The 25,414-nt window shown below is 43.6% G+C and carries 18 protein-coding genes; 5 read left to right on the top strand and 13 right to left on the bottom strand.

Annotated elements, in window-relative coordinates; all coding sequences use genetic code 11:
- Positions 1–20: 20 nt before the first annotated feature.
- From PHU20_RS06420 to PHU20_RS06395, 6 genes are all read right to left on the bottom strand, one after another.
- The gene (locus PHU20_RS06420; RefSeq protein ID WP_274824536.1) at positions 21–2,327 is read right to left on the bottom strand and encodes a GumC family protein; all 2,307 of its coding nucleotides are present in this window, start codon (positions 2,325–2,327) and stop codon (positions 21–23) included.
- Between the two features lie 154 nt (positions 2,328–2,481).
- Entirely contained in the window at positions 2,482–3,834 is a 1,353-nt protein-coding gene (locus tag PHU20_RS06415; protein ID WP_274824535.1) for an undecaprenyl-phosphate glucose phosphotransferase, read from the bottom strand.
- Between the two features lie 215 nt (positions 3,835–4,049).
- Positions 4,050–5,162 carry a GDP-L-fucose synthase family protein gene (locus tag PHU20_RS06410; RefSeq protein WP_274824534.1) on the bottom strand — a complete coding sequence of 371 codons (1,113 nt, stop codon included), beginning with the start codon at positions 5,160–5,162 and terminating at the stop codon, positions 4,050–4,052.
- A gap of 99 nt (positions 5,163–5,261) precedes the next feature.
- Positions 5,262–5,507 (bottom strand): four helix bundle protein, encoded by a 246-nt coding sequence (locus PHU20_RS06405; protein WP_274824533.1) that lies wholly within the window; start codon positions 5,505–5,507, stop codon positions 5,262–5,264.
- A gap of 93 nt (positions 5,508–5,600) precedes the next feature.
- A complete protein-coding gene (gene gmd / locus PHU20_RS06400) occupies positions 5,601–6,713 on the bottom strand; it encodes a GDP-mannose 4,6-dehydratase (RefSeq protein WP_274824532.1) in 1,113 nt (370 codons plus the stop codon).
- Positions 6,714–7,376: 663 nt separating this feature from the next.
- Complete coding sequence (locus PHU20_RS06395; RefSeq protein WP_274824531.1) at positions 7,377–7,850, bottom strand: UpxY family transcription antiterminator; 474 nt, start codon at positions 7,848–7,850, stop codon at positions 7,377–7,379.
- Between the two features lie 320 nt (positions 7,851–8,170).
- Between PHU20_RS06395 and PHU20_RS06390 the strand changes: the two genes are divergently transcribed.
- From PHU20_RS06390 to PHU20_RS06380, 3 genes are all read left to right on the top strand, one after another.
- Positions 8,171–8,440, top strand: coding sequence for a hypothetical protein (locus tag PHU20_RS06390; protein ID WP_274824530.1), 270 nt, complete (start codon positions 8,171–8,173; stop codon positions 8,438–8,440).
- 218 nt (positions 8,441–8,658) lie between these two features.
- Entirely contained in the window at positions 8,659–9,306 is a 648-nt protein-coding gene (locus PHU20_RS06385) for a SanA/YdcF family protein (protein WP_274824529.1), read from the top strand.
- Between the two features lie 59 nt (positions 9,307–9,365).
- Complete coding sequence (locus PHU20_RS06380) at positions 9,366–10,619, top strand: NRAMP family divalent metal transporter (RefSeq protein WP_274824528.1); 1,254 nt, start codon at positions 9,366–9,368, stop codon at positions 10,617–10,619.
- A 32-nt stretch (positions 10,620–10,651) separates the two neighbouring features.
- Here PHU20_RS06380 and PHU20_RS06375 read toward each other — a convergent pair whose 3' ends face one another.
- The 7 genes from PHU20_RS06375 to PHU20_RS06345 form a co-directional block, all read right to left on the bottom strand.
- Positions 10,652–12,580, bottom strand: a complete 1,929-nt coding sequence (locus tag PHU20_RS06375) for an OmpA family protein (RefSeq protein ID WP_274824527.1) — start codon at positions 12,578–12,580, stop codon at positions 10,652–10,654.
- An 84-nt stretch (positions 12,581–12,664) separates the two neighbouring features.
- Positions 12,665–13,654, bottom strand: a complete 990-nt coding sequence (locus PHU20_RS06370) for a PorP/SprF family type IX secretion system membrane protein (protein WP_274824526.1) — start codon at positions 13,652–13,654, stop codon at positions 12,665–12,667.
- Positions 13,655–13,658: 4 nt separating this feature from the next.
- Complete coding sequence (locus tag PHU20_RS06365) at positions 13,659–18,908, bottom strand: Calx-beta domain-containing protein (RefSeq protein ID WP_274824525.1); 5,250 nt, start codon at positions 18,906–18,908, stop codon at positions 13,659–13,661.
- A gap of 161 nt (positions 18,909–19,069) precedes the next feature.
- Positions 19,070–19,954: an ACP S-malonyltransferase gene (gene fabD, locus PHU20_RS06360; RefSeq protein ID WP_274824524.1), complete on the bottom strand. Its 885-nt coding sequence runs from the start codon at positions 19,952–19,954 to the stop codon at positions 19,070–19,072.
- Positions 19,955–20,309: 355 nt separating this feature from the next.
- The gene (locus PHU20_RS06355; RefSeq protein ID WP_274824523.1) at positions 20,310–20,825 is read right to left on the bottom strand and encodes a gamma carbonic anhydrase family protein; all 516 of its coding nucleotides are present in this window, start codon (positions 20,823–20,825) and stop codon (positions 20,310–20,312) included.
- 22 nt (positions 20,826–20,847) lie between these two features.
- Positions 20,848–21,576: a LytR/AlgR family response regulator transcription factor gene (locus PHU20_RS06350; RefSeq protein ID WP_274824522.1), complete on the bottom strand. Its 729-nt coding sequence runs from the start codon at positions 21,574–21,576 to the stop codon at positions 20,848–20,850.
- The gene (locus tag PHU20_RS06345; protein WP_274824521.1) at positions 21,567–23,783 is read right to left on the bottom strand and encodes a tetratricopeptide repeat-containing sensor histidine kinase; all 2,217 of its coding nucleotides are present in this window, start codon (positions 23,781–23,783) and stop codon (positions 21,567–21,569) included. The genes PHU20_RS06350 and PHU20_RS06345 overlap by 10 nt, the downstream gene beginning before the upstream one ends.
- Positions 23,784–23,788: 5 nt before the next feature.
- On the opposite strand from PHU20_RS06345, the gene PHU20_RS06340 reads away from it, so the two are divergent.
- Positions 23,789–24,130: a hypothetical protein gene (locus PHU20_RS06340; protein WP_274824520.1), complete on the top strand. Its 342-nt coding sequence runs from the start codon at positions 23,789–23,791 to the stop codon at positions 24,128–24,130.
- Between the two features lie 47 nt (positions 24,131–24,177).
- Positions 24,178–25,362 (top strand): vWA domain-containing protein, encoded by a 1,185-nt coding sequence (locus PHU20_RS06335; RefSeq protein ID WP_274824519.1) that lies wholly within the window; start codon positions 24,178–24,180, stop codon positions 25,360–25,362.
- Positions 25,363–25,414: the final 52 nt, after the last annotated feature.

The raw sequence follows: 25,414 nt of genomic DNA, 5'->3' as shown, positions 1-25,414 counted from the left end.
TCCTTCCTCTAACCCAAGACCTATTTCCCGTATTTACCATAGCCATAGGTTTCAACCGCCTCGGTATCATCGTTCAACAATACCATGCAATTCTTCAATTTATTGCTCTTATGGATTGCATTAATGTTTTTCAGATGTTCTTTTTGGGTTACATCTTTCCGAACTACATAGATCGTACTATCCAAATATGCGTTTAATGCAAAGGCATCTGAAACCAAGCCTATGGGTGCCGTATCAATGATGATTCGATCGTACTCCTTTTTTAAGGCATCCATTAATAGATCAATGCGCTTACTCAACATTAAACTACCTAAGTGGGAGGCTACCATACCCGAACCGATTAGGGATAAATTTTCAATATTGGGGTGTTGCTGAATGACCCCATCCAAGGACATCCCTTTTTTTAGGATAAAGTCAGAAATACCCGGTGAGTTGGGCAACCCAAAATCGTCCATTAATTGCGGTTCCCTAAGGTCAAAGGCCAATACCACCACTTTTTCTCCGTTGGAAGCCAGGGTAACGGCTAAATTGGAGGCAATAAAGGTTTTTCCCTCTCCCTTGACCGAAGAGGTCACCAAAATGGTCTGGTTTCTATCCGTCTGTTTTAAATAATCCAAATTAAAGCGTAACAAACGAAAAAGTTCCGCCGTGGGGGAATCCCTATCTTCATCCGTATCAATCATTGTTTTGTCCTTACTTCTTGAAATCTTACCCAATACCGGTGCGGTCACCGATTTTGACAAATCCTCAATTGAACGGACTTTGGTATTCAAGGCCTCTTTCATATAAACCAATGAAAATGGAATGAACACGCCCAATAGCAGTCCACTCAAATAAAACATTTTTTTATTCGGACTTATGGGATTCAACCCTGCTTTAGGAAGGTTTACAATCCTTGTAGAAGACACCGGAGCGGCCATGGAAAGCACTTCTTCTTCCCGCTTTTGCAATAAGTACAGGTATAACCCTTCTTTGGTACTCTTATCGCGGCTAATCTCCAGTAATTCTTTCTCCATACCGGGCACTTTGGCGATTTGCGCATCATATCGGCTTGCGTTGGCATATAGATTCCCCCTGGCAATGATCAGGCCATTTTTATTGCTTTTAACATTCTGCAATATGGAGGCCCGTAAACTCTTTAAACTGGCATCCAAGCTTACGATAAGGGGGTTGGAGGTTACTGCGGATTGCGATAAACCCTGTTTTTTTATAAAGGCTTCATTGTATTTATTGATAAGGCTCATTAAAGCAGGGTCATTGATCGAATAAGATCCGCCAATGGTAGATGACATATCCCCTGCTATAAGCGATTGTTCGATATTCGACAGTACGTTTATCTGGGTATCATATTCCGCAACTTGTTTTTTATACTCATTGGCTTGCTGTATATAACTATCCGCATTACTGGCTACATCGGTCACCACATTTTCCCTTTTGAAATCTACGACCGTATTTTCAACATCCTCAATTTCCCCGGAAAGCAGTTTTAACCGATCATCGATCATCTTTATGGTATTCTCGGCCAATTCGTTTTCATACTTTATGGTTTTTTCAATATAAGTCTCAATTACCTTGGATAGTACTTCCTCTCCTTTTTTTCTATGGGACAAAACAAAATTCAGCCTTAATAAACTACCCGTATCATTATCCGGATAAATACTTAGTCTATTAACATAATTGATGGCCAATCGATCCTTGTTCACAATCTTAAAAAATAGGGGGCGGGAAATGCCAGTTTCCGAAAAATTCGCTTTGGGCACAATGGTCATCGTACCATAAGGAAGAACGACCAAATCCCCGAAGGCATGTTCCGAAACCAACTCCTTATCATTGAAGGTGGTACTCAACTCATAGGTGTCCCTATTTAAAAACCGAATATTTATGGGCAAACCATAGACCAAATTCTCTGCGGTTTCATCGACCATAATTTGTACGGGTACTTCATCCCCATAAATTTCCACATCCCGAATGGTGCCCTCTATAAAATAATCAATGTTAAATGAATTTTTGGAAATAACCTCTTCCATTATCCCTGAGGAGGTCAAGATACCGATCTCATCCTCCAAACTTTGAGTCGTTTTTACCAACCCAAGATTATTAAAACCATCCATTTCACCAATGCCTTTACCGGCTCCCTTGTTCTTGATCAAAATGGTACTGCTTATTTGATATTCGGGCTCTGCCCGATATCTAAGATGAAGAAAAGCTACCGTCAAGCCGATTATGATACCAATGGCGAAGAGTGGCCAGTATTTTAGATATTTCTTGAAAATATCCCCTAGGTTATTTTCTTCCGAATCTAAAAATTCATTTTTTAATTCATTCATATACAATCAAATAATTATTTTATCAAGTTGTAGTTCTAAATAACCAAAACAAAAAAATCCCGGGATATTCATGATTTGTGATTTTCAACCTGTATAACCCTATTAATTCAACATTCAACTTCCAATTCAGCTACCTAAGACTTTTACCTTTGAACTAATACGCCTTTTCCTCCCCTCGGACGGCATTGAACACGGTGTCAAATATAATCCTGAAATCCAACAGGATCGACCATTTTTCCAAATAAAAGATATCATAACGTACCCTGTTCACGATATCGGACTGTTCAACAATCTCTCCACGGTATCCTTTTATTTGGGCCAAGCCTGTGATGCCCGGTTTTAGAAAATGCCTCACCAGATATTTATCCACCGATTTCTCGAATTGCTGCGTATGGAATTCCATATGCGGCCTCGGACCTACCACACTCATATCGCCCTTGAGTACATTGAAAAATTGGGGTAACTCATCAATACTGGTTTTTCGCAATATCCTACCCACTCGGGTAATCCGCATATCGTTTTTAGTGGCCATCATGGTATCACTTTCCTTGCTCTGTGTCATGGATCGGAATTTGTAACACCAAAAACTTTGACGATTGACCCCATGCCGTTTCTGTTTAAAGAACAAAGGACCCTTGGAATCGATCTTCAAAAGAATGAGCACCAAAGGCGTAAGCCAAGAAAGTACGAATACAATGACAAAACTTGAGAACACGATATCGAAAATACGCTTCACCATGGTGGCATATTCCATTTCCAAAGGGGATGCCCTTAAATTCAATACGGGAACACTGTCATAAAGTTCGATGGACATGGCCCTTGAAATCAATTCCTTATTATCGGGAATGATCTTTATCCGTTTTAAACTATTGTCGGCGATGGACATCAATTGCTGCAATTCTTCCTTGGACAAACGCGAAGCCATACAATACACCTCATCAATTTCATTTTCAAAAATATAGGTAAAGGCGGTATTTATATCCCCTAAGTAGGTAGGGCTTTTGGACTTGTAATTGTCGAAATACCCTAAATAGCGGTACCCAAAGTTCGAATTATCGAAGACATGCCTGATTTTTTTTAAATTCCTATCCCTACCGATTACCACCACTTTAACCGAATTACCCCCATGGGTACGATATTTGTTCCTGGCCCAAAAGAAGAACATCCTATACAAGGTAAACAAGGTACATATGAATAGATAGACTTGGAAAAGATAGTCTATCGAATACGGATTATAATCCAACAGGGCAAATAAGGCATAATAGACAAAGGCATAAAAAAAGAAAAGCCGAAAGAAATTTCCGAGATGGGTCATGAACCCCTCCCTTCTTGCTGTAGGATAAAAGTCCAACATATGGGTCACCATCACCCATGTGGTATTCAAATATACAATACTGAATACATTGAAATAGGTCTCGGGAGTAAATATATACAACGTTAAATTTATCGTTGCAATATGAAATACCAAAGAAAGGGGAATAATGAAATATGAACTTCTTATTTCCATATGATTAAAGTATTTTGTTAAACGCAGGCATTCAAGAATCCTTAAAAAAATCCGAATTCAGTTAAACAAAATGAGGGAATAGCATTGTCTTAACGATTTTTAGGGACAGCACAAAAGTAGGGTCTTCCATTATTATATTGGCACTTACTTAGTTTAAAAGGTAAAAAAGTCGTTGACGATCAAACATTATATGAAGCGCAAGGAAGCCTCCATATTCATCTAAGATCCAAAATCCCTTGCTTTTGGGTATACCATTGATAGACCTTGGCCACACCTTCTTCCAAATCGATGGTATGTTTCCAGCCCAATCCATGGAGTTTTGATGGGTCGGTGAGTTTCTTCATCGTACCGTCCGGTTTGTCGGTATTGAAAAAAAGGGTCCCCTTAAAACCAATGGCTTCCTTAATGGTCTGGGCCAGTTCTTTTATCGAAATGTCCTTTCCCGTACCGATATTGATATGGGTATTGCGTATTTCTTTGGTCCCGGGGGAATAACAATCGGTAAAGTCCCTATGCTCCATCAAGAACACACAGGCATCGGCCATGTCCTCGCTCCATAAAAACTCCCGCATGGGCTTGCCGCTGCCCCAGATTTCCAGATGTACCCCATCTTCTTTTTCCTGGATCCCGTACTTATCCAGGATACTGTATATCTCATCTTTGTCCGCCGAACCATCGATACCTTCGATGGGCAGTCGGTCCAGATCTTTACGGATGCTGGCCCATTCGCCATTTTCAAAGGCCTTGCCCAAATGCATTTTTCGAATCAAGGCCGGTAATACATGGGATTTCTCCAAATCGAAATTATCGTTGGGGCCGTATAGGTTGGTGGGCATCACCGATATGAAATTGGTCCCGTACTGTAGGTTATAACTCTCGCACATTTTTATACCGGCAATCTTGGCAATGGCATACGGCTCATTGGTATACTCCAGAACATCGGTTAAGAGGTAATCCTCCTTCATCGGTTGGGGACAGTTTTTGGGATAGATACAGGTACTCCCCAAGAACATCAGCTTTTTTACCCCGTGCACATAGGCCTGATGGATCACATTGTTCTGGATCATCAGGTTTGCATGGATGAAATCGGCCCTATAGGTGTTATTGGCCACGATACCCCCGACTTTGGCTGCCGCCAAAAACACATACTCCGGCTTTTCACTGGCAAAGAAATCGGCCACGGCCGTACTATCGGTCAAATCCAGCTCTTTATGGGTTCGGGTCACGAAATTGGAATACCCTTTGGCTTCTAGGTTCTTTACAATGGCACTCCCGACCAAACCCCTATGGCCTGCAATGTATATTTTAGCTTGTTTTGTATTGTTCATTTGATTTGTACTAGTGGTAAAACCGTGATTCAGTGATATAGTGATTCGGTGATATAGTGATTCGGTTAAGTGACATGGTAAAACGACTATTCACTGCAATTATAATTTGTTATTCAATGACCCTTTCAACTTATAAATCATTTTACGAATCACAGTTATCTTGTTATCTACAATATCACCGACCTCAGCAAAGTTTAATTTTTCAATAATAATCAGTTGTGTTTCCAACTCACTTAAAGAACCATTCGCAATATCCAAAAACCTCAAAAATTCTTTTATCGATCTTCTTCCGGCACCCTCAGCAATATTCGAAGGCACTGAAATCGCAGCCCGCTTAATTTCCAAACTTCCAAATCTTCATGAGTCACTCACTGAATTTCCAAAGATCCATCATCACCCCTCTTACCTGCCGTCACATTGCATCACTGTTTCACTGCATCACTCATAATAATTGAACGTATCATACCCTCCATACTTCAAATGCTGGTCTTTCTGCATCAATTTGATATCGCTTTTCATCATATCCTTTACAAGACCTTGAAGGTCATATTCAGGGATCCAGCCCAATTTGGTATTCGCCTTGGTGGCATCTCCGATCAACAGATCCACTTCGGTAGGCCTGAAATACTTGGGATCCACAGCCAACACCTCTTTCCCGACCTCCAATTGGAATTCCGGATCGGAGCACGCTTTTACATATCCTTTCTCATTTACCCCTTCGCCTTTGAATTCCAGTTCAATCCCGACCTCGGCGAAAGCCATCCTGACGAACTCCCTGACCGGAGTGGTCTTCCCAGTGGCGATTACCCAATCTTCGGCTTCCTCGGCCTGGAGGATCATCCACATCATACGCACATAATCCTTGGCATGGCCCCAATCCCTTTTAGCATCAAGGTTACCCAAATACAATTTATCCTGTAGGCCCAATGCGATCCGTGCCGCTGCCCGGGTAATTTTCCGGGTTACGAAAGTCTCTCCACGAATGGGCGACTCATGATTGAACAAAATACCGTTACAGGCATACATTCCATAAGCTTCCCGATAATTTACGGTAATCCAATAGGCATACATTTTTGCTACGGCATACGGACTTCGGGGGTAAAAAGGTGTTGTTTCCGACTGGGGAACTTCCTGTACCTTACCATACAATTCGGAGGTGGAAGCCTGATAAATACGGGTTTTCTTTTCCAAGCCCAACAAACGGACCGCATCCAATATCCTAAGGGTACCCAGACCATCGGCATTACCTGTATATTCAGGAACCTCGAACGACACTTGTACATGGCTCATTGCGGCCAAGTTATAGATTTCATCGGGTTGAATTTCCTGGATCAAGCGAATTAGGTTCGTACTATCGGTCATATCCCCATAGTGTAAAATAAAATTACGGTTTTCAACATGGGGATCCTGATACAGATGATCTACCCGATCCGTATTAAACAAAGAGGCCCTTCTTTTAAGACCATGTACCTCATATCCTTTTTTCAATAGGAACTCACTCAAATAAGCCCCGTCCTGACCGGTCACCCCGGTGATAAATGCTACTTTCATAGTATATGCTATATTTTGTTAATGGTTATCGCCTTATCCGAAACCCCTATTCTTTATCCAGACCGGATATAAAGTTTTAGGTGGTTGAATTAAATTTCGCAAGATTCAAATCAATTCGGCAGGAATTCCAAATTGTTAATCTTAAATCTGAATGTCAATCAGCGCTCCGCGTTGTCAGCTACATACTATAGCGACAATCAAACTGATTATTAGGCATTTATAATCTGCCATCTGGGATGGCTCCATTAAGAGTTGCCTGCCTTGGATTTTTTGTATATACCCAAAATTACAATCGTGAAAATAGAAGGCTTATTGCATCGGAGCAATTTTTTCCTTTAATCTTTCCCAAGAATTACGAAGTATACAATATTTAAATTCCTTGAGTGAACATATTCAACATATTAGCATTTATATTTAAGATGTTCTCATTGAGAAAATAGTAATAAAATATTAAATCTAAAGACATATTGACCAATTAGATCGACAAAGTGCATGAGCGAACATCTCACTTTCTACCTAAAAATCAAAAAAACCCAGATTATTTCGCTGTATTTGTTACAAAAGGCGGTTATTTTAATAATATAAATAGCCTAATACCAATGCATTATACCCTTCTTTCAATCGTAGAGTCAAGTAAAATGACCCTAATTGACTTCGATCAAATCATACCACATCCTTGATCCGGGCATTTAGGACCATCCCCAATCCCGGGATGACCAATCGGATCCGTTTTTTGCCCACCTTTTGGATTATCGCCTTATGGTCTTTTAAGATTCCGTTTTTAAGGTGCAATTCGTCCCCTGGCACCAATTTGGACAGGGTAATATCCTCAATGGCATCATCGGTCAACCAGTTCTCTATGGCCTGGATTTCCTCATCCCTGACCACGGCCGGTTTTCCCAGCCAAAAAAGATAACGGACCACCCCCGGAACGGCAAAGACCATTTGCCGCTCATTATTATTCAATCGTACGAACACATAGGACTTGAACAAGGGGTTTTCAACGGTTTTCTTACGGTCGCTCCATTGTCGGACTTCCTTGACCAATGGGCAATACACCTCTATCCCCATTTTCCGCAGCAATTCGGCTACTTTTTTTTCAGATTTCGGTTTTACATATAAGACATACCATTTCATAAATACCTTTCAATTGATTCCTTAAATACTCATGTTAGGGGAACATTTGTATTATTCGCTTTAAAGGTAGCACAAATATGATTTATATCATGTTTCCCGTTTTTTAAGCACCGTGAAAATATAAAAATGGCCCGATTTATGCCAACAACCCGTAGACCTTACCCACTGAATAATTGACTAACAACACGTTACCAAACTTCGTCCGTATCCCGAATTCTTACCACATCATAAATTTGTAAGTTATTTCCTAACTTTAACGAAAGATATTACAATAAACACCCATTTTTTACGTTGTTTAAAAAACCCCAAATCCAAATGCTATGTTTTTTACAAAAAAAGCCCCAAGTACCTTAACCAAAAGTTCAACTACCAAAAACAAATCCCAATTCCATGCCTTGGAGCTTTTACTGGCCGAACTTGGCATTAAATTCCATAAAAACAAAACGACCGTCCCCCAACAAAAAAAACAGCCCCAAAAAGTGCGAGCCTATGCCGCATCGGGATATACCCAAGAGGAACTGGAAAAAATAGCTGAAAACCAAATCCTATACGCCAAATTACTTCAGGCGAAAATGAAGGGTATCGCCTAATTTTAAGAAAATCCAATATCCGGAATACACGGGCGTCGAAAAATAATGCGGCAGCCCTAACCAAACGTATTTTCCTTTCGGTACGATCCGTGTAAAAACCTTATAGCGCTACCTACAAGGTCAATCGGTAAGTTTCCGTAAAAAAGGAGGAACGACTTGGTATTTTGCCCGAATTTAATCCTATACTTTTTCTTAATTGGCTACCTTTATATATGGCTATGGGAAAAGTTACCATCAAAGGGGTATTAAAAAAAATAGGGGTGCTCCTCTTATTGGGGGTATTGCTCATTTTTACCTGCAATACCGTTATTGAATCGGGGGCCAAAGACAAAACCTACACGACTTTACCTACCGTTCCCAAAAACCGGGTAGGCCTACTACTCGGTACGGCCCAAAAACTGGTAGGCGGCCAACCCAATCCTTATTACACCCATCGTATTGAGGCCGCTGTTGCACTTTTCAAGGCAAATAAAATCGAATATGTATTGGTCAGTGGCGACAACGGGACCATATATTACAACGAGCCCACCACCATGAAAAAAGACCTTATGGCCCATGGCCTGCCTGCCGATCGTATCTTTCTCGATTATGCGGGCTTCAGAACTTTGGATTCCATGGTACGGGCCAATGTCGTTTTCGGTTTGGACACCGTTACGGTAATTTCCCAAAAGTTCCATAATGAACGTGCCATTTACATCGCTAACCGATACGGGCTGCATGCCATTGGGTACAATGCCCGGGATATTACCGGAAAGCAAGGCCTTAAAGTGCATGTTAGGGAATATTTGGCCAGGGTAAAGGTCTTTATCGACCTACTTTTAAAAACAGAACCCAAATACTACGGAAATACCATTGAAATAAAATAACCCCAAGGAACATACCACCAAAAACCGTAATTTAGATAGATTTCGTACGCATTAATCTTATGGCCCAATTAAAATTATTCATCAAAAACCTAGGTCCCGGTCTTTTGTTCGCCGGTATGGCCATAGGAACCTCCCATTTGGTATTGTCTACCAAAGCGGGTGCCCAATATGGGTGGATCATGATCATCCCCATTGTTTTGGCCAATATCTTTAAATATCCTTTCTTCGAATTCGGGGTACGTTACACCAATATCACCAACACCTCCTTGATCGAAGGGTATTTAAAGCGGGGCAAGGTGTATCTTTGGTTTTATGCCTTTATAACTTTCGTATCTACATTTACCATTCTCGCTGCCTTATATACGGTTACCGCAGGACTCTTCATCAACCTTATTAAAATCACGGATATCCCCATCAGTACGGTGGCCTTGGGGCTATTTGCTTTTATATCGACCCTCTTGATCGTGGGGCGTTATCGTTTACTCGAACTATCGTTGAAGCTTATTGTGACCCTATTGTTCCTTGCTTTGATGGTTACGACCGTTCTGGTACTCTTGAAGGGCAAGGTTATACCCGTGGCGGATTTTACACCAGAACCTATTTTCAATGAGGTGGGTATCCTATTCCTGATCGGATTGATGGGATGGATGCCTACCACCGTTGAAGCATCGAGTTGGGTAAGTCTATGGAGTATTGAAAAATGGAAGAACGGTTCATCTAGACCCACTCTTAAAGAATCGCTCCTGGAATTTAATTTCGGTTATATCCTAACCGGGATTTTGGCCATTTTCTTCATGGTTATCGGGTGGTTTACCTTATACGGCACCCAAACCGTCTTAAGTGGCAATGCCGTGAATTTTGCCGATCAAGTGGTTCAATTGTTTACGACCCATATCGGAATTTGGGCCTATGTATTTATCGCCACGGCCGCTTTCGGCACCATGTTCAGCACATGCCTTTCTGCCCACGATGCCATCGCAAGGGTAAGTTTGGATATTATAGGGCTACTTTCCCCGAAACTGGATGTCCGAACCAAAAAATGGCCTTTTGCGCTATTGGTCATTCTCCTGTCTTTGATCAACTTGACCGTAGTATTGGGTTTCCAGTCCGATATGGGAAAGCTGGTCGCCTTGGCCACTTTTGTCTCCTTTGTGGTAGCCCCGATCATTGGATTCATGAACCTGAAAAACGTAATGAGCCATGAGATTCCCCTTCACTTAAGGCCTAAAAAAGGCTTACGGATACTGACCTATTCAGGTATTGTATTCTTGGGGCTTTTTTCGATTTACTATTTTTGGATCGTGGTCTTTTGAAATTCCAAGGTATGCAACCCTTAAAGTTTTGACTAAAGTTCATCGGCATTGGTCACCACTATGAGCGACCGGTCATTCTGTTTGTGCAAAAAGTCAAGACAATAGACCCCATCGGCACATTTATTCACCAAGTTTTCTTCCCCAAAGCCTTTGGCCGATACAATATTGTCTGCAGCTACACCCTTATCCATAAGATAGGTCTTTATGGCATCGGCCCTATTTTGCGAAAGTCTTAGGTTGGTGCTTTTGCCCCCTTTGCTGTTCGTATAGGTTTCTATGGCCAATTTTAATTGTGGGAAACGCTGTACCGCTTCAACGACCTTATCCAATTCCATGGCAATGGCCAAGGTAATGTCCGTTTGTCTCCCGGCAAAATAGAATTTCTGCAATTTAATGACTTCCTTTCCTTCTTTTTCGGTCAAAAGGTCATCGATCAACAAAAGTCCCATTTCAAAACCTTGTTCCCCTATTTTGTCATGATCGGTCTCCGAATAGGGTACCGCTAATTCGGAATATCGATCTTTGGTTGCTTTGACCGTAACTTGATCTTGCCATGGAATCTCTATTCTAAATCTGCCTGCTCCATCGGTATATACCTCTTTCAATATACTATCGGCCGTATTGACCACCTGTACTCTCGCCCTATTGATTCCCAAATCGGCATTTACATCGACTACCCTTCCTTTAAACGAGAGGGTCTTCATGCCCAGTTCTTCCTTAACCTTAAATCCATAAATATCATCGTTGCCCTTGCCTCCTGCCCTATTGGATGAAAAATAACCCAATAAACCTTCGGAACCATCTTCCTTAATGATCAACCCAAAATCGTCAGCAGGGGTATTGACCCCTTTTCCCAGATTAATGGGAATCCCATAACTCCCATCGGTATGCAGGGCGGCCTTGTAAATATCCATGCCCCCCAATCCATAAAAAACATCGGAAGAAAAATACAGGTTATTGTTGAAAATATAGGGGGCTATTTCATTCCCCGGCGTGTTGATGTTAGGACCTAGATTGGTCGGCTCCCCCAAGATCTGCCCATTATGGGTAAGCACATAATAAATATCGGTACCCCCGTACCCTTCCTTGAAATCGGCAGCAAAATACAACCGTTTTGATTTGGAGTCATAAAACGGATAATAAAAGGAGGTGCTAAAATCCTTTAAAAGATACTGGATTTCCTTATCGGCACCGACCATGGCGATCGCCAAGGCATTTTTTCCATTTTCATCAAATCGCAATCCCCCCTCAAAAGTATTCGACGTTACATAAAAGATCTTATCCAAGGATGCGGAATAAAAGGGCGTCGCCTTATGGTATTCACTTTCGGGAATTCCAATATAAGCGGCAGCATTCAATACATTGCCATCGGAACGCGACCTGCCGATATAAATATCGAGATACGCTTCCCCGGTCGGCTTGTAGACCGCCTTTGATTTTTTCCGTCTTGAACTACTGAACAACAGCCGATCCTTATAAAAAGCAGGGGCGAAATCGGCTTGTGGACTATTGGCACTTATATTGATGGCCTGAAAACCGGCATTGTCACTGTCATGGGACGCCAACAGGTTATAATTGAATTCTGCATTTTGAAGGAGTTCATTGGTAAAGGCTTCATGCCCAGTGGCCAAAAAACCCTTTACCCGATCAAGACCAGTCGATTTGGCCATACTTTGAAGCATCATATTATACCGATGGGAAGAGGCTATGGTATCTTTTTGATAAACATCCCAATATAGTTGTGAAGCCTCTTTATAATTGCCCAATTTATAATGGGAGTCGGCCAGATTCAGCAATTGACTGTTTTTCAAAGGTACCTTTGCAGCTTCCTTTTGGTAGGCCGCGATTGCATTCTTATAGTCGTAGCCATAAAACAATTTATCGGCATCCGACTTTTCCTCTTGGGCCGACAGATTGGCCAAGATCATAAAACAACATAATAATAAAGCCTTTGTTTTCATGTGTGTCTTTTCAATGTTTTTCCCGTCACAAATCACTTTCGCCTTTTTAACTTTCAGATTTTAGGACGCTACCATGTCCCTTTTTTAAAAGAACCGTGGACTATCTATTTGCTTAGGCTTGCCTTTTGCATTATTGATCTTGGGCTGCCTACTCCGTGCTCCGCCACCGCCAAGATAAAATTTAAGAATGACCTCATGGGAACCATTATTGTAGTCTCCCAACCCATTGGTATTGTAATCATATGAATAACCAATAAAGACCCCATCCGAGATCTGAAACCCGGCCAAACCGCTTACGGCATTATCGACCCTATAAGAGGCCCCTAAGGTAAATACATCATTGATCAAAAAGTTCGATGATACATTCACGTTCACCGGGGAGCCTTGAAGGTAATTGACCATAAATGCCGGTTTGAACTTCAGTTTTTTAGATAGATCGAAGACATACCCCCCAATTAAATTAAACTGTACCTTGTCTTCGACCAATACGGCCACTTCATCCCCATAGATACCATTCGTCAGGAAATTGGGAATGGAAATACCGGCATACCAATTCTCGGAATACAAAAATGCCCCTGCCCCGATGGTCGGGTAAAATTTATTCACCTGTTCATCCAATAGCGGCTCGTTCGAATCATAAAAATACTCCTCCTCATAATCGACATGCAAGAAAGATCCGCCAACATCCAAGCCGAAAGAAAGCTTGGTGGCATCGGATAGGCTCACCTGATAGGAATAGGCCACATCGACATAGGTTTGGGTCGTAGGCCCCAATTCATCGTTGACGACATTAAAACCCAGCCCCGTTTTTTCGTTCGAAAAAGGAACATTGATCCCGAATCTCATGGTCCGTGGCGCCCCGGGGACATCGATCCATTGTGCCCGGTACAGTCCAACGATTTCCGGCATTTCAACCGTACCCACATAGGCCGGATTAAAACTGCCTACATTGTACATGTACTGGGTATATTGGGGCTCTTTTTGTGCCTGTACCCCAAAGGATACGAAGAATGCCAACGTAAAGACAAAACAAATCGTTTGTATATAAGAAGTATGCTTTCTATAGTTCATCATCGTATTATCTTAAGATTTGGATCCAACCTTTTTGAACTCCGGACCCATCCCCCAAATCCAAAACATAGAAATAGGTGCCCTTTGGTAATTGTTCGTTCTTACGTGTGCCGTCCCAAGTATTGTCATAACCTTTGGTTGCGAAGACCTGATTGCCATAACGATCATAGATTTCCAATGTATTATTGGCATATTCCGGATCCGTTATATCGTTTATAAACAGGTAATCATTGATCCCGTCCCCATTGGGGGAAAACATCTTGAAAACAAAGCCCGGCTCATTGTTCGTACTTAGTCCTACCTCAATGGCTATGGTAGCTTCATCATTTTCCGGATTACTATCATAAGGGGCAACCGACGATATGGTGGCCGTATTTTCAAAGGTACCCAACTCGATAGTTCTGACATTTATAATAAGAGAGACACTTGCTCCGGCATCCAGTTCCGGTATTTCCCAAAGGCCTGTTGTTTCATCATAGACCCCGCCTCCCGTTGCGATAAAATGGGAATCATAATCGAAAGCTATAGCATCTAATATTTCCCTCACTTGTATGGAGGTTGCCAATTCATCGGAAACATTGTTTACTGTAATAGTGAAAGTGACATAATCGCCAATAGTCACATACCCATTGTCGACATTGGAAGCCTTTATTATTTCCAGATCCACCGTAGCAAAGCAAAATTCGCTATCGGGATTGGGCAAACACGGATTGGTATTTGCGGGATCCAACCAATCCAAGACACCATCCGAATCGGTATCCGCGATATTGGAATCCAAGGCATCGATGATCCCGTCCCCATCCTCATCCAAAGGATTGGCGGTATCGCCACCGACTTCGACCCCATCCTCTATACCGTCCCCATCGGTATCCACATTGGTGGGATCGGTACCTAGGGTAGCCTCTACCCCATCAAAAAGTCCGTCCCCATCGGTATCCACATCACAATCATTGACGGTAATCGTCACTTCCGAACTTACATTCTCACAAAACGGTGGGGTACCATTGTCCGTAGTAAAGGTGAATACATATTCCCCATCTGCCAAGCCTTCAAAATCGATGATATTACCGATTCCTATCGAAATCGAATTGGAAGGGTCGGAGGTTACACTCCATTCCCCACTTCCTTCCCCGGTCAGCAAATCGTCGAGATCCACGAGTGTGGGACCATTGGCGGCCACATTACAGGCCGAGGCATTTGTCGGGGTGCCTGCTGAAGGCAACGGATAAATGATCGCTATCACTTCCTCCCGTTCAGATACACAATCGTTGGCAGAAGCTTCGACGTAATAAGACGTTGTTTCTTGAAGATCGGGTATCGTTATCGTTGACCCGGTTGCAAAAGGGGTCGTACTTGTCGCACTATCATACCAAATGAATGTCGGTGGGGTGTCTACATCCACGGCCCCACTGGCCGAAAGGATCACTTCCCCGGGTCCACAACGTTCATCCCCTATGGTTTCGGCAATCACCGGAACAGGGTTTAAGGTCAACTCCACTTCTATGCTAGTACTTGCACAATTATTGTCCGCATCGTAAAAGAAACCATAATATGACCCTCCCGTGGTGATGTTATTGACTTCCGAAGGAAGCAAATGGGCATCAACGTTCAACGGGTAAGAGTCAAAACTCCATGTCAATACCATCCCGGCAGGCGCGGTGGAATCGGTATAATCATTCAAACTAAGGGGGGTACCGTCATCATAACCAAACGTACCACAGAAGGTGGTTTGCACATCGGTATTCAATACCGGGGCGGCCGCGCAGTTATCATCATCGGTCACGGTTGCGATGCCTCGACCAGCAACAATAGTACTAAACGGACCGGTAGGATTTGATAGGTCTAAAAAGAAGGTTTCGGTAGATTCCAATACGTCATCGTCAATTAACGTTACCTCAACAGACCTGGTTTGATCTGTCCCGGTTCCAAAAATTACCGTTCCAGAAGTACTTACATAATCATCCCCAGCAATTGCAGTATTATTGGATGTTTGATAATCAACCGAGGTTCCCAATAACGTACTTCCGTTAAGGGTAATGGTAAAGGTGGCCGAACCACCGTCCTCACTTACCGTAATATCATTGACCACCAAGCCTGCGGAATCGTCGTCGGTAAAGCTGCTTTCCCCTACGTCGTTATCGTTATCAATATCGGCATTAGCACTGGGGTTACTCAACGTAACTTTAACTTCTTCATCGTCCTCAACCACCGAATCCCCATCGGTCGTCACCGCTATGGTCTGGGACAAAGTAGTGGTTGCTGCAGGAAAGGTCAACGAACCAACATTACCGTCTTGGTTGCCCCCTTCTATTTCATAATCTACCGTAATGGAACTACTGGAATCGGAAGCATCGATACTCACTATAAAATTCAAAGTGGCGGTACCCGAATTGCCCTCGTTTACGGGTTCGGGGTCATTGATGCTTATGGTTGCCGAATCGTCATTGGTTATCGTACCCAATCCTTCTCCATCCGTTATCGTCGCATTGACCGGTGCGCTTAAATTCACAAGGAAAGTTTCATCGCCCTCTACCTTGGTATCCCCGTTGACGTTTACGGTTACCAATGTACTCGAGGTACCTGCCGTAATGGTACCACTACCATTGGTCACTTGAACATAATCACTGTCCGCCAAGGTCGCCGTACCATTTTGGGTGCTATAGGTAAAACCGATATCGGTGACCGCATCACCCCCGCCTTCTATACTGACGGTAAAGTCAAATTGGGTCGTGGTAAAATCCCCTTCATCCGAAATGACATTATTGATGCTGATGGCATTAAAATCGTTATCGGTAATCGTGATCGTAGCCGCATCGGACGCCCCGATGGTAACATCCGTATTGTCCGTATCCGTCAAGGTTACAACTACCGTTTCATCACCTTCTACCGAAGCATCGGCCAACACTTCAACCGGTAGGGTTATCGAAGTAGTGTTCGCCGGGAAGTTCACCGTGGTGCCAATCGCAGCGTAATCTGTTCCTTCCGTGGCACTGCCTGTAATTGATATATCGACGGTCACTGCCGTATTGAATTGATTTGTCGTCGTGATGGTGAACAAGCCATCGGTATTGTCCTCGGCCGCTTGTGCTGTTGTGGTTATGGCAAGCGTGGCCGTGTCGTTGTCGGTTATCGTGACCGTGGCCGAATCGTTCGCCCCAATGGTAACATTCGTATTGTCGGTTCCCGTTAGGGTAACAACCACCGTCTCGTCCCCTTCTATGGATGCATCCGATAATACCTCAACCGGCAGGGTTATCGAATCAGTGCCCTCTGGGAAAGTCACCGTGGTGCCCAATGCCGTGTAATCCGAATTCGCCGTTGCATTACCACCTACCGAAAAGGTAACCTCTGTAGCCGTTGGGAATTGGTTCGATGTGGTGATGGTAAACAAGCCATCCGTATTGTCCTCAGCCGCCTGGGTAGTAGCGGTTATGGAAAGCGTGGCCGTGTCGTTGTCGGTAATCGTGACCGTGGCCGAATCGGTCGCCCCAATGGTAACATTCGTATTGTCGGTTCCCGTTAGGGTAACAACCACCGTCTCGTCCCCTTCGATATCGGTATCCGCTAGAACCCCCACAGGAATGATCGTCGTATCAGAGTTCGCAAGGAAAGTCACCGTGGTGCCCAATGTCGTGTAATCCGAATTCGCCGTTGCATTACCACCTACCGAAAAGGTTACCTCTGTATCCGTTGGAAATTGGTCCGATGTCGTTATAGTGAACTCGCCATCGGTATTGTCCTCGGCCGCCTGGGTGGTCGCCGCTATGGAAAGCGTGGCCGTGTCATCACTACTTATGGTCACCGTAGCCGTGGCCGTTGTTCCTACCGTATAATCCGATCCTGTTGCTAAAGTCAATACCACCGTCTCATCCAATTCTATTTCCGTATCATCAATCGGGTTTAATGTTATCGTATTATCCTGCTGTCCATCAGCTATCGTTACCGTCCCTGAAAGTGCCGTAAAGTCCGAACCCGAAGTCGCCGTACCACCAACCGTATAGTTAACCGTGATATCACTGCCCGTGGTATTGACTGCATCTAGGCTTACCGTAAAGGTCCCTCCTAACAATGGGTTTTCAGATGCCGTAAGACCAGAGGCTGTTATTGTGGCTATATAACTATCATCGTCCGTAATCGTAACCGTAGCATTATCAGGCGACCCAATGCCAACATCCGGATTGTTGGTACTTGACATGGTAACGACAACCGTCTCATCCCCTTCTATATCGGCATCTAATATTACCTCTACAGGAATAGTTGTCGTATCAGAGTTCGCAGGGAAAGTCACCGTAGTGCCTATACCCTCAAAGTCATCCCCTTCCAATGCACTGCCCGTTATCGATATATCGACGGTCACATCCGTACTGAATTGACTTGTAGTACTGATCGTGAACTCCCCATCGGTATCATCCTCGGCTGCCTGTGTAGTAGCAGCTATGGATAGGGTAGCCGCATCATCATTCACTATGGTATAGGTAGTCGTTGTTTGGGTACCTAAGGTAACATCACCATCGGGGTCACTCAATATTAAATCGAGCGTTTCATCATCCTCTACAATTCCATCAGTCTCTATAGCCAAGGTAGGAATGGGTATTGTGGTATCAACATAATCCCCAGCCGTTATGTTTACCTCCGTTGGGCTAGTAAAACTGTAATCGTCTCCAGCTCCGGTAGCCGTTCCCGTTCCCGCATCCGAAACGGTAACCGTTTTTGTTGCATTCACCCTTCCGTTTAGCAACAGCACAGGTAAATTACCCCCATCATCCTCATTGTCCGAACTGTTGGCCACTGAAAATTCGACGGATACATCATCGTCTAGAATAAACGCTGAAGCCGTAGGTTGCGTAATCACTCCATTATCAGTAGTTTGAAGAGTCACGATTATTTCTTCATTCCCCTCTACCAAATTATCATCAATACTTACAATAATAATATCCGCAAAACTTTCTGAGCCACCATTACCAGGTATATTCACCGAACCGGTTTGGGTGGCATAATCAAATCCCTCATCCGCATCACCCCCAATAGTATATGTCACAACAATGTCACCTGTATATCCCGAAGGACCACTAGAAACCCTAAATATAGTATTGACAGTACCATCTTCTTCCCCGTTACTTACAAAGGCAATAGAAATATCCTGCCCATACCCACTAAATCCCAAAAATAAAAAGAGCCCAAACCATACGGTTTTTTTAAAAATTGCAACTGGCGATAGGTTGGGGAGTATCATGGTATACTTTTTTTTCTTTTTCATAGACTGTTTTTTGCACATACGATATCGAAATGCTCGGTATACCCGTATGTTAAACCAAAAAATAGGGAGTCAATAATACTAAAAAAAACAGCTAACCTACTACTTCCTAGGATTAAAACTGTCTTTTTTGGCTGAAATGCAAAGTATGGACCCAATGCCTTTTAAGACACTTCCGCGGAGACAGCCTCTGCCGTAGGTTCTATTTTCTTGACCAAGCCTTGCAATACCTTTCCAGGCCCTACTTCGGTAAACAAAGTGGCCCCATCTTTTACCATATTTCGCACACTTTGTGTCCATCGTACGGGAGAGGTCAACTGTGCGATAAGGTTCTTTTTGATCTCATCGGGGTCACTGACCGCCGTTGTCGTTACGTTTTGGTAAATGGGACACGTTGGCGTCGAAAAAACCGTAGCTTCAATAGCGGATGCCAGTTGTTCTTCGGCCGGTTTCATCAAAGGGGAATGGAAAGCCCCACCTACGGGCAACACCATGGCCCTACGGGCACCGGCAGCCTTTAAGCTCTCACAGGCCGCATTGATGGCATCGACCTCCCCGGATATTACGAGTTGCCCAGGGCAATTGTAATTCGCGGCCACCACGACCCCTGGGGTCTCCCCACAGATTTTTTCCACTACCGCATCTTCCAACCGCAAAACGGCCGCCATGGTCCCGGGTTGTAACTCACATGCTTTTTGCATGGCCAAAGCCCTTTGGGAAACCAATTTTAAGCCGTCTTCGAAATTCAATACCCCATTGGCGACCAAGGCCGAAAATTCCCCCAAGGAATGACCGGCGACCATTTCAGGTTTAAAGGCATCGCCCATGACCTTACTCAATATGACCGAATGGAGAAAAATGGCAGGTTGGGTCACCTTGGTCTGTTTTAGATCCTCATTGGCACCTTCGAACATGATATCGGTGATCGGAAAACCCAGAATTTCATTGGCATTTTCAAATAATTCTTGTGCCATTGGGTATTTCTCATAAAGATCCATTCCCATTCCTACGAACTGGGCCCCTTGACCCGGGAAAATATATGCTTTCATCTATTTAAAATTTTTATGGTCCTAAATGGGTGTCCTAATAATATCCTCTATAAACCAACCGCTTTGCCCCTACCTATCCTAGGCAGGTTCGTTTAAAAAAATGCAATCAGCACGGTCGATAGACAAAGAATCAATTTGGTTTATACCCATTTCAAACGTTTGGTTTTTGTTTAGCTAAAATACGGAATATTCTTGCACAGCCTTAAGCACTACACAAAAATACCCCCTTGATCGGCAACCCCATAAACTATGTTATTTTGCCACCGACCCGAATATAATTTACGATAAATAGCGGTGAAATCCTAATAACAACCGCATCTTGGTTGCCTTAAAAGGACTACCAGCCCCATAAGGATCATTCCTCCTTGAACCAACTCGCATATTTTATGTACGCATTGGCGATCCTATCTACTTCTCCCTGACTCAATTCAGGACTGATATCCTTGATTTTTTTTGCGGGCATACCGGCAAAGATAGAACCTTCGGGTACGTGGGTGCCTTTGGTAAGAACGGCCCCGGCCGCAATAATACTATTGCTTTCCACTACACAATCATCCATTATGATACTGCCCATACCCACCAAGACATTGTCTTTGATGGTACAGCCGTGCACCAAGGCATTGTGCCCTATGGAAACATTGTTCCCGATGGTCGTAGGCGACTTTTCATACGTACAATGCACCACGGCACCGTCCTGTACATTTACCTTGTTCCCCATTTTTATAAAATGCACATCGCCCCTTAATACGGCATTGAACCAAACACTACATTGATCGCCCATGGTCACCTCACCCACGATGGTGGCATTTTCCGCTATAAAGCAATCTTTTCCTATTATCGGGGTTTTCCCCCTAACCGATTTCATCAACATTGGTATAAATTTTATTACTCCTTCAAAAATACGCCAATAATTCCTTCTTTTTAGAGGCAGAAACCAAAAGTTCCTTTCCGTTTGAAACCACCACACTACCCCCTTTTCCCTTTTTGTATTTAACGACCTCGCTTACATTCACCAAAAAGGATTTATGGATCCTCGCAAAGGGATATTGCGAAAGTGCCTCCTCAAAATACTTTAAGGTCTTACTCACCACTATCCTCTTTTTTTCCAGATAGATCTCGGTATAATTATCATCGGCTTTACAATACAGGATCTCATTAACGTTCAACACCTGGAAACCATCTTGTTGGGGCAGGGTAATTTTGCCGGTCACACTCGGAAATCGGGCATTCAACACTTGATCTTCCAATGCGGTTTCCTTTGCTTTTATTTCGGCAACATAAGCCACTGCATTGATCAACTCATCTATATTGATGGGTTTCATTAAATAATAGGCAGCATGATTGTTCAGGGCATCCATGGCATAATGGTCATAGGCCGTAACGAAGACCGTTTCGAAGGTCCTATCGGGCAATTGATCCAAGAGGTCAAAAGCATTGCCATAAGGCATTTCAACATCCAAAAAAACCAGGTCGAGCGTGTTCTTTTGAATAAAATGCAAGGCTTCCTTTATCGAAGCCGCCTCTCCCAATACGGTTACATCGGTGCAATATTTGGACAAATAATCCCGAAGTATTTCCCTACTATTGGCTTCGTCCTCTACGATAAGTGCTTTTAACTCCATACATCTTTTTTTAACGTAAAAAGAACCCTGGTTCCCGTGCCATCCTGATTCAAATCGGTAATTTGTACGGCCACCCTGTCTTTGTACATTTCGTTTAAAATGGCGATTCTTTTTTTGATATTTCCCATGCCCTTCGATTTTTGTTTTTTCTGGTTTTGGGTCTTGAGGGCCTCCGATCTTTTCCTGCCGATTCCATCGTCCGCTATGGTAATGCACAAGGTGTTTTTATCCTGTTCCGCTACCTGAATATCTAAATGGCCCTTTTCTTCCTTATAGCGCAGTCCATGCCAGATAGCGTTTTCAATATAAGGCTGTAGCAACATGGGAGGAATATGATAGCTGTCCAAATCGATGGCGGTATCGATATCAATGGTATAATCGAATTTATCGGGAAAACGGGAATGTTCCAGCTTTATATAAAGGCGTAGTAATTCCAATTCCTTGGGCAATGGAATGAAATCTTCTTCCGAATTTTCGAGTACGGACCGCATTAGGGTTGAAAATTCGCTTAAAAACCGATTGGCACTGCGCTCATCGCTCTTGGCGATATAACTATTGACCGAGTTCAATGCATTGAAGATAAAATGCGGGTTCATTTGGGAACGAAGGGATTTCAAGGCCAACAGATTGTTGGCCAATTTCTGTTGTTGGTTGCTCCTGTAAAAGAAGAATACCGCCAAGCCCATCAACAGTAGGCCAAAAAGTAAGGAGTAAATGACCCAGTTCTTTCTTTTGTTGCTTTCTTCCTGCAATTGACGCCCGGCTACCGCAAGATCATACTTACTCTCGGACAACTGCCGTTCCTGCTCCAAGCCGTTTATACGACTTTGTTTCGCCGCGATTTCCCGATTGAACCTTGCTGCCCGAGCTATTTCCTGCTCTTTCCGAATGTACAGGGTATCGACCACCGCTACATAGTCTTGATAGGTTTCCAGCGCCTTGTTGTATTCCCCTTTGTATTCATATGCCTCTGACAATTTTCGCGTCGCATCCTTTTGAACGACCAGGTCGTCCCCATCGTCTGCCTCAATTATACTTTTTTGAAGGTAAGGTATCGCCTCATCGTAATTGTCCTGTGCGATATAGGCATTGGCTATCTTATAATTGATCCGTTGGGAGGTAATGGAGTCGTAAGATTTGGGTTTGTCCAAACTTACGTTGGCTTCGGCGGGCAAATCCCCGAGTTCGTCCAAACTTTGTTTCCGCAATCGGATTTCCTCATCATACCTGTTCTTTTTGTTGTAGAAGTCCGCCACCTTTTCCTTTTCCTGAATAGCACGCTGGGGTGCTTGGGTTTTTGCCAATTTCAAGGCATTGGAGTAATACCCTTCTGCCTCAATGGTACGGTTGCCCTGGGCATAGGCATCGGCGATCTTGGAATTCAGATCCGTTACCTTAGGGATAATCTGGTTTTTCTCGGCCACTTTCAATCCTTCGCGATAATAGGCCACCGCTTTATCCAAATCTCCCATACCCAAATACGCATCACCCAAATGCTCTAAGAGTTCCGCCCTTTGCAAAGGCACTTTATTATTCACTTTCAAAAGAGGGGCCAAGGTCTTTTCGGCCTCTTTAAAATCCCCATTGGCAAGATATGCCTTCCCCAATAAGAAAATAGTCCTTTCGGTTTTTTGGGCCTCCAAAGCGTCCTGATAACTTGAAATGGCCAGATCGTATTGCTTATGGTAGTAATACACCTCCCCCAAAGTCGTCAAAGATCGTGAAAGGGCTTCCTTATCCCCGCGTTGGTTCAATTGGGCCAAGGATCTGGTGATGTAATCCATGCTCTTTTCAATATCGGTTTTCTTGTAGTAATTGGCAGAATCCAAAAGAGCGGCATGTGAGGCGGCTCGACTTTGGGTACTTTTTCGACTACTTGGGTCGCTTTCCTTTATTTCCGAATAGCCTTTTACTTTCACCGTTACGTCCTCAGCACTATTCACCCTATAGCGTACCGTTTCGAACTGGGGGCCCATAAAAATCAGTTCTTCCCCCAAACGGACCTTGATCTTGAATTCCCCAAAGGCATTGGTCAAGGCATATGCCCCGGAATTCGTGAAAACCTCAACGCCCGAAATCGGCGAATTGTCTTCCAACCCTTGAACGGTCCCCTTGATCTCCACGATATTCTGGGCAGCACTTATTTGGGGGAAACACCCCAGCGTCCCCAAAAAAAGCAAAAAGATGATGTGGTTTAAACTTTGCATTCGTTATGATATACACCGTAAACTTAGGGGATCTATACGGCAATAAAAAATGCCGAAATACCCAAAACCAAACTCCTGAGGGCATAAACGCATCCTTAACGAAACCAAGGGGACACTTTACTCAATGGGAAGGTGGCTTAACTCATTGCTCCTTTTTTTTCAAAATGTCCGGAAATACATTTACCCCAGAAAACAACACCAAAGGACATGAATGGGATTTCCCCTCGGGGAGTCACCCTGACAAGGACCTTCATCACCAACAAAAAAAGGCCCTTACCGATCTACAGGACCATTTTCCAGGTCTTAACGATGACGATCAAGGGGCAATCAGGGAAAAAGAACGGTAGCAGAACCGATTTCCACTTTGGTGGCAACAACATTAAAATCGAATATCATGAAAAAAGCACATCGAATCCTAGGAATTTGCCTTTTGGCAGCAACGGTCCAAACCGCTTATGGTTGTGGATTGACCCCACAAAAACCAAAGAACGAACCCATCATTGCCCAAGCGAGGCTTGGCACGGAAACCAAGAAAACGGACAACAACAAGGTCAAGATCGCCTTGTTATTGGATACCAGCAACAGTATGGACGGGTTGATCAACCAGGCCAAGTCACAGCTCTGGGATATCGTGAATACCTTTACCCATGCGAAATGCGGCAACGATTCCCGACCCAAGTTACAAATTGCCCTTTACCAATACGGCAATGACAACCTTTCTTCAAGGGAAGGCTATATACAGCAGGTATTGGATTTCAGCAGCGATCTGGACGAAATCTCGGAGAAACTATTTTCCCTGACCACCAATGGAGGGGAGGAATATTGCGGACAGGTCATAGCGACCTCTTTAAAGCAATTGGACTGGGGCAAGAATCCCGACCACCTAAAGATGATCTTCATTGCCGGCAACGAACCTTTTACGCAGGGAAAATTAGACTATAAGGATGCCGTAGCCCATGCCATGGAAAAAGAGGTGGTCATCAATACCATATTCTGCGGCAATTATGAACAAGGCATTTATACCGATTGGAAAAAAGGGGCCGTGATGACCGGAGGGGAATACATGGCCATAGACCACAATAAGCAAGTCGTGCATATCGACACCCCCTATGACAACCTTATCATTGAATTAAACGGTAAATTAAACCAAACCTACATATCGTACGGTAGTCTTGGGGCCTCCAAAAGGGCCATGCAAAGCCAACAGGATGCCAATGCCAAAGCCCTTGAAGAGGTGGTCATCGTTAAAAGGGCCGTAAGTAAAAGTTCAAGGATGTACAATAATGCATCTTGGGACTTGGTCGACGCCATGGAAGACCGGGATTTTGATGTTACCAAACTCGAAAAGGAACAATTACCTGCCGAACTGCAAAAGAAGTCCACCCCCGAGATAGAGCGTTATATCGAAGCCAAAAAGAAAGAACGCAGCGCCATTCAAAAAAAAATCCGGGAATTGAATACGAAAAGGGACGCCTTTATTGCGGAAAACCAAAAAGAAAACACCCAAGGGGAATTGGAAAACGCCATGTTGGCCGCCATAAAAAAACAAGCTGAAAAGAAAAAATACAAGTGGGAATAAACCTATTGGAATTTGCTTTACGCCATCTGCCTTGATCCCATAATCGATAAGG

Origin of the sequence: Maribacter polysaccharolyticus, assembly GCF_028882255.1 — a bacterium.
Classification (GTDB): Bacteria; Bacteroidota; Bacteroidia; order Flavobacteriales; family Flavobacteriaceae; genus Maribacter_A; species Maribacter_A polysaccharolyticus.
Note: the sequence above shows the minus strand (reverse complement) of the source record. Positions and strands in the feature narration are given on the sequence as shown.

Bases quoted from the DNA above. Each gene is read 5' to 3' on its own strand.
- PHU20_RS06420 (WP_274824536.1), bottom strand. From the start codon at position 2,327: ATGAATGAATTAAAAAATGAATTTTTAGATTCGGAAGAAAATAACCTA.
- PHU20_RS06415 (WP_274824535.1), bottom strand. From the start codon at position 3,834: ATGGAAATAAGAAGTTCATATTTCATTATTCCCCTTTCTTTGGTATTT.
- PHU20_RS06410 (WP_274824534.1), bottom strand. From the start codon at position 5,162: ATGAACAATACAAAACAAGCTAAAATATACATTGCAGGCCATAGGGGT.
- gmd (WP_274824532.1), bottom strand. From the start codon at position 6,713: ATGAAAGTAGCATTTATCACCGGGGTGACCGGTCAGGACGGGGCTTAT.
- PHU20_RS06395 (WP_274824531.1), bottom strand. From the start codon at position 7,850: ATGAAATGGTATGTCTTATATGTAAAACCGAAATCTGAAAAAAAAGTA.
- PHU20_RS06390 (WP_274824530.1), top strand. From the start codon at position 8,171: ATGTTTTTTACAAAAAAAGCCCCAAGTACCTTAACCAAAAGTTCAACT.
- PHU20_RS06385 (WP_274824529.1), top strand. From the start codon at position 8,659: ATGGGAAAAGTTACCATCAAAGGGGTATTAAAAAAAATAGGGGTGCTC.
- PHU20_RS06380 (WP_274824528.1), top strand. From the start codon at position 9,366: ATGGCCCAATTAAAATTATTCATCAAAAACCTAGGTCCCGGTCTTTTG.
- PHU20_RS06375 (WP_274824527.1), bottom strand. From the start codon at position 12,580: ATGAAAACAAAGGCTTTATTATTATGTTGTTTTATGATCTTGGCCAAT.
- PHU20_RS06370 (WP_274824526.1), bottom strand. From the start codon at position 13,654: ATGATGAACTATAGAAAGCATACTTCTTATATACAAACGATTTGTTTT.
- PHU20_RS06365 (WP_274824525.1), bottom strand. From the start codon at position 18,908: ATGAAAAAGAAAAAAAAGTATACCATGATACTCCCCAACCTATCGCCA.
- fabD (WP_274824524.1), bottom strand. From the start codon at position 19,954: ATGAAAGCATATATTTTCCCGGGTCAAGGGGCCCAGTTCGTAGGAATG.
- PHU20_RS06355 (WP_274824523.1), bottom strand. From the start codon at position 20,825: ATGTTGATGAAATCGGTTAGGGGGAAAACCCCGATAATAGGAAAAGAT.
- PHU20_RS06350 (WP_274824522.1), bottom strand. From the start codon at position 21,576: ATGGAGTTAAAAGCACTTATCGTAGAGGACGAAGCCAATAGTAGGGAA.
- PHU20_RS06345 (WP_274824521.1), bottom strand. From the start codon at position 23,783: ATGCAAAGTTTAAACCACATCATCTTTTTGCTTTTTTTGGGGACGCTG.
- PHU20_RS06340 (WP_274824520.1), top strand. From the start codon at position 23,789: ATGATATACACCGTAAACTTAGGGGATCTATACGGCAATAAAAAATGC.
- PHU20_RS06335 (WP_274824519.1), top strand. From the start codon at position 24,178: ATGAAAAAAGCACATCGAATCCTAGGAATTTGCCTTTTGGCAGCAACG.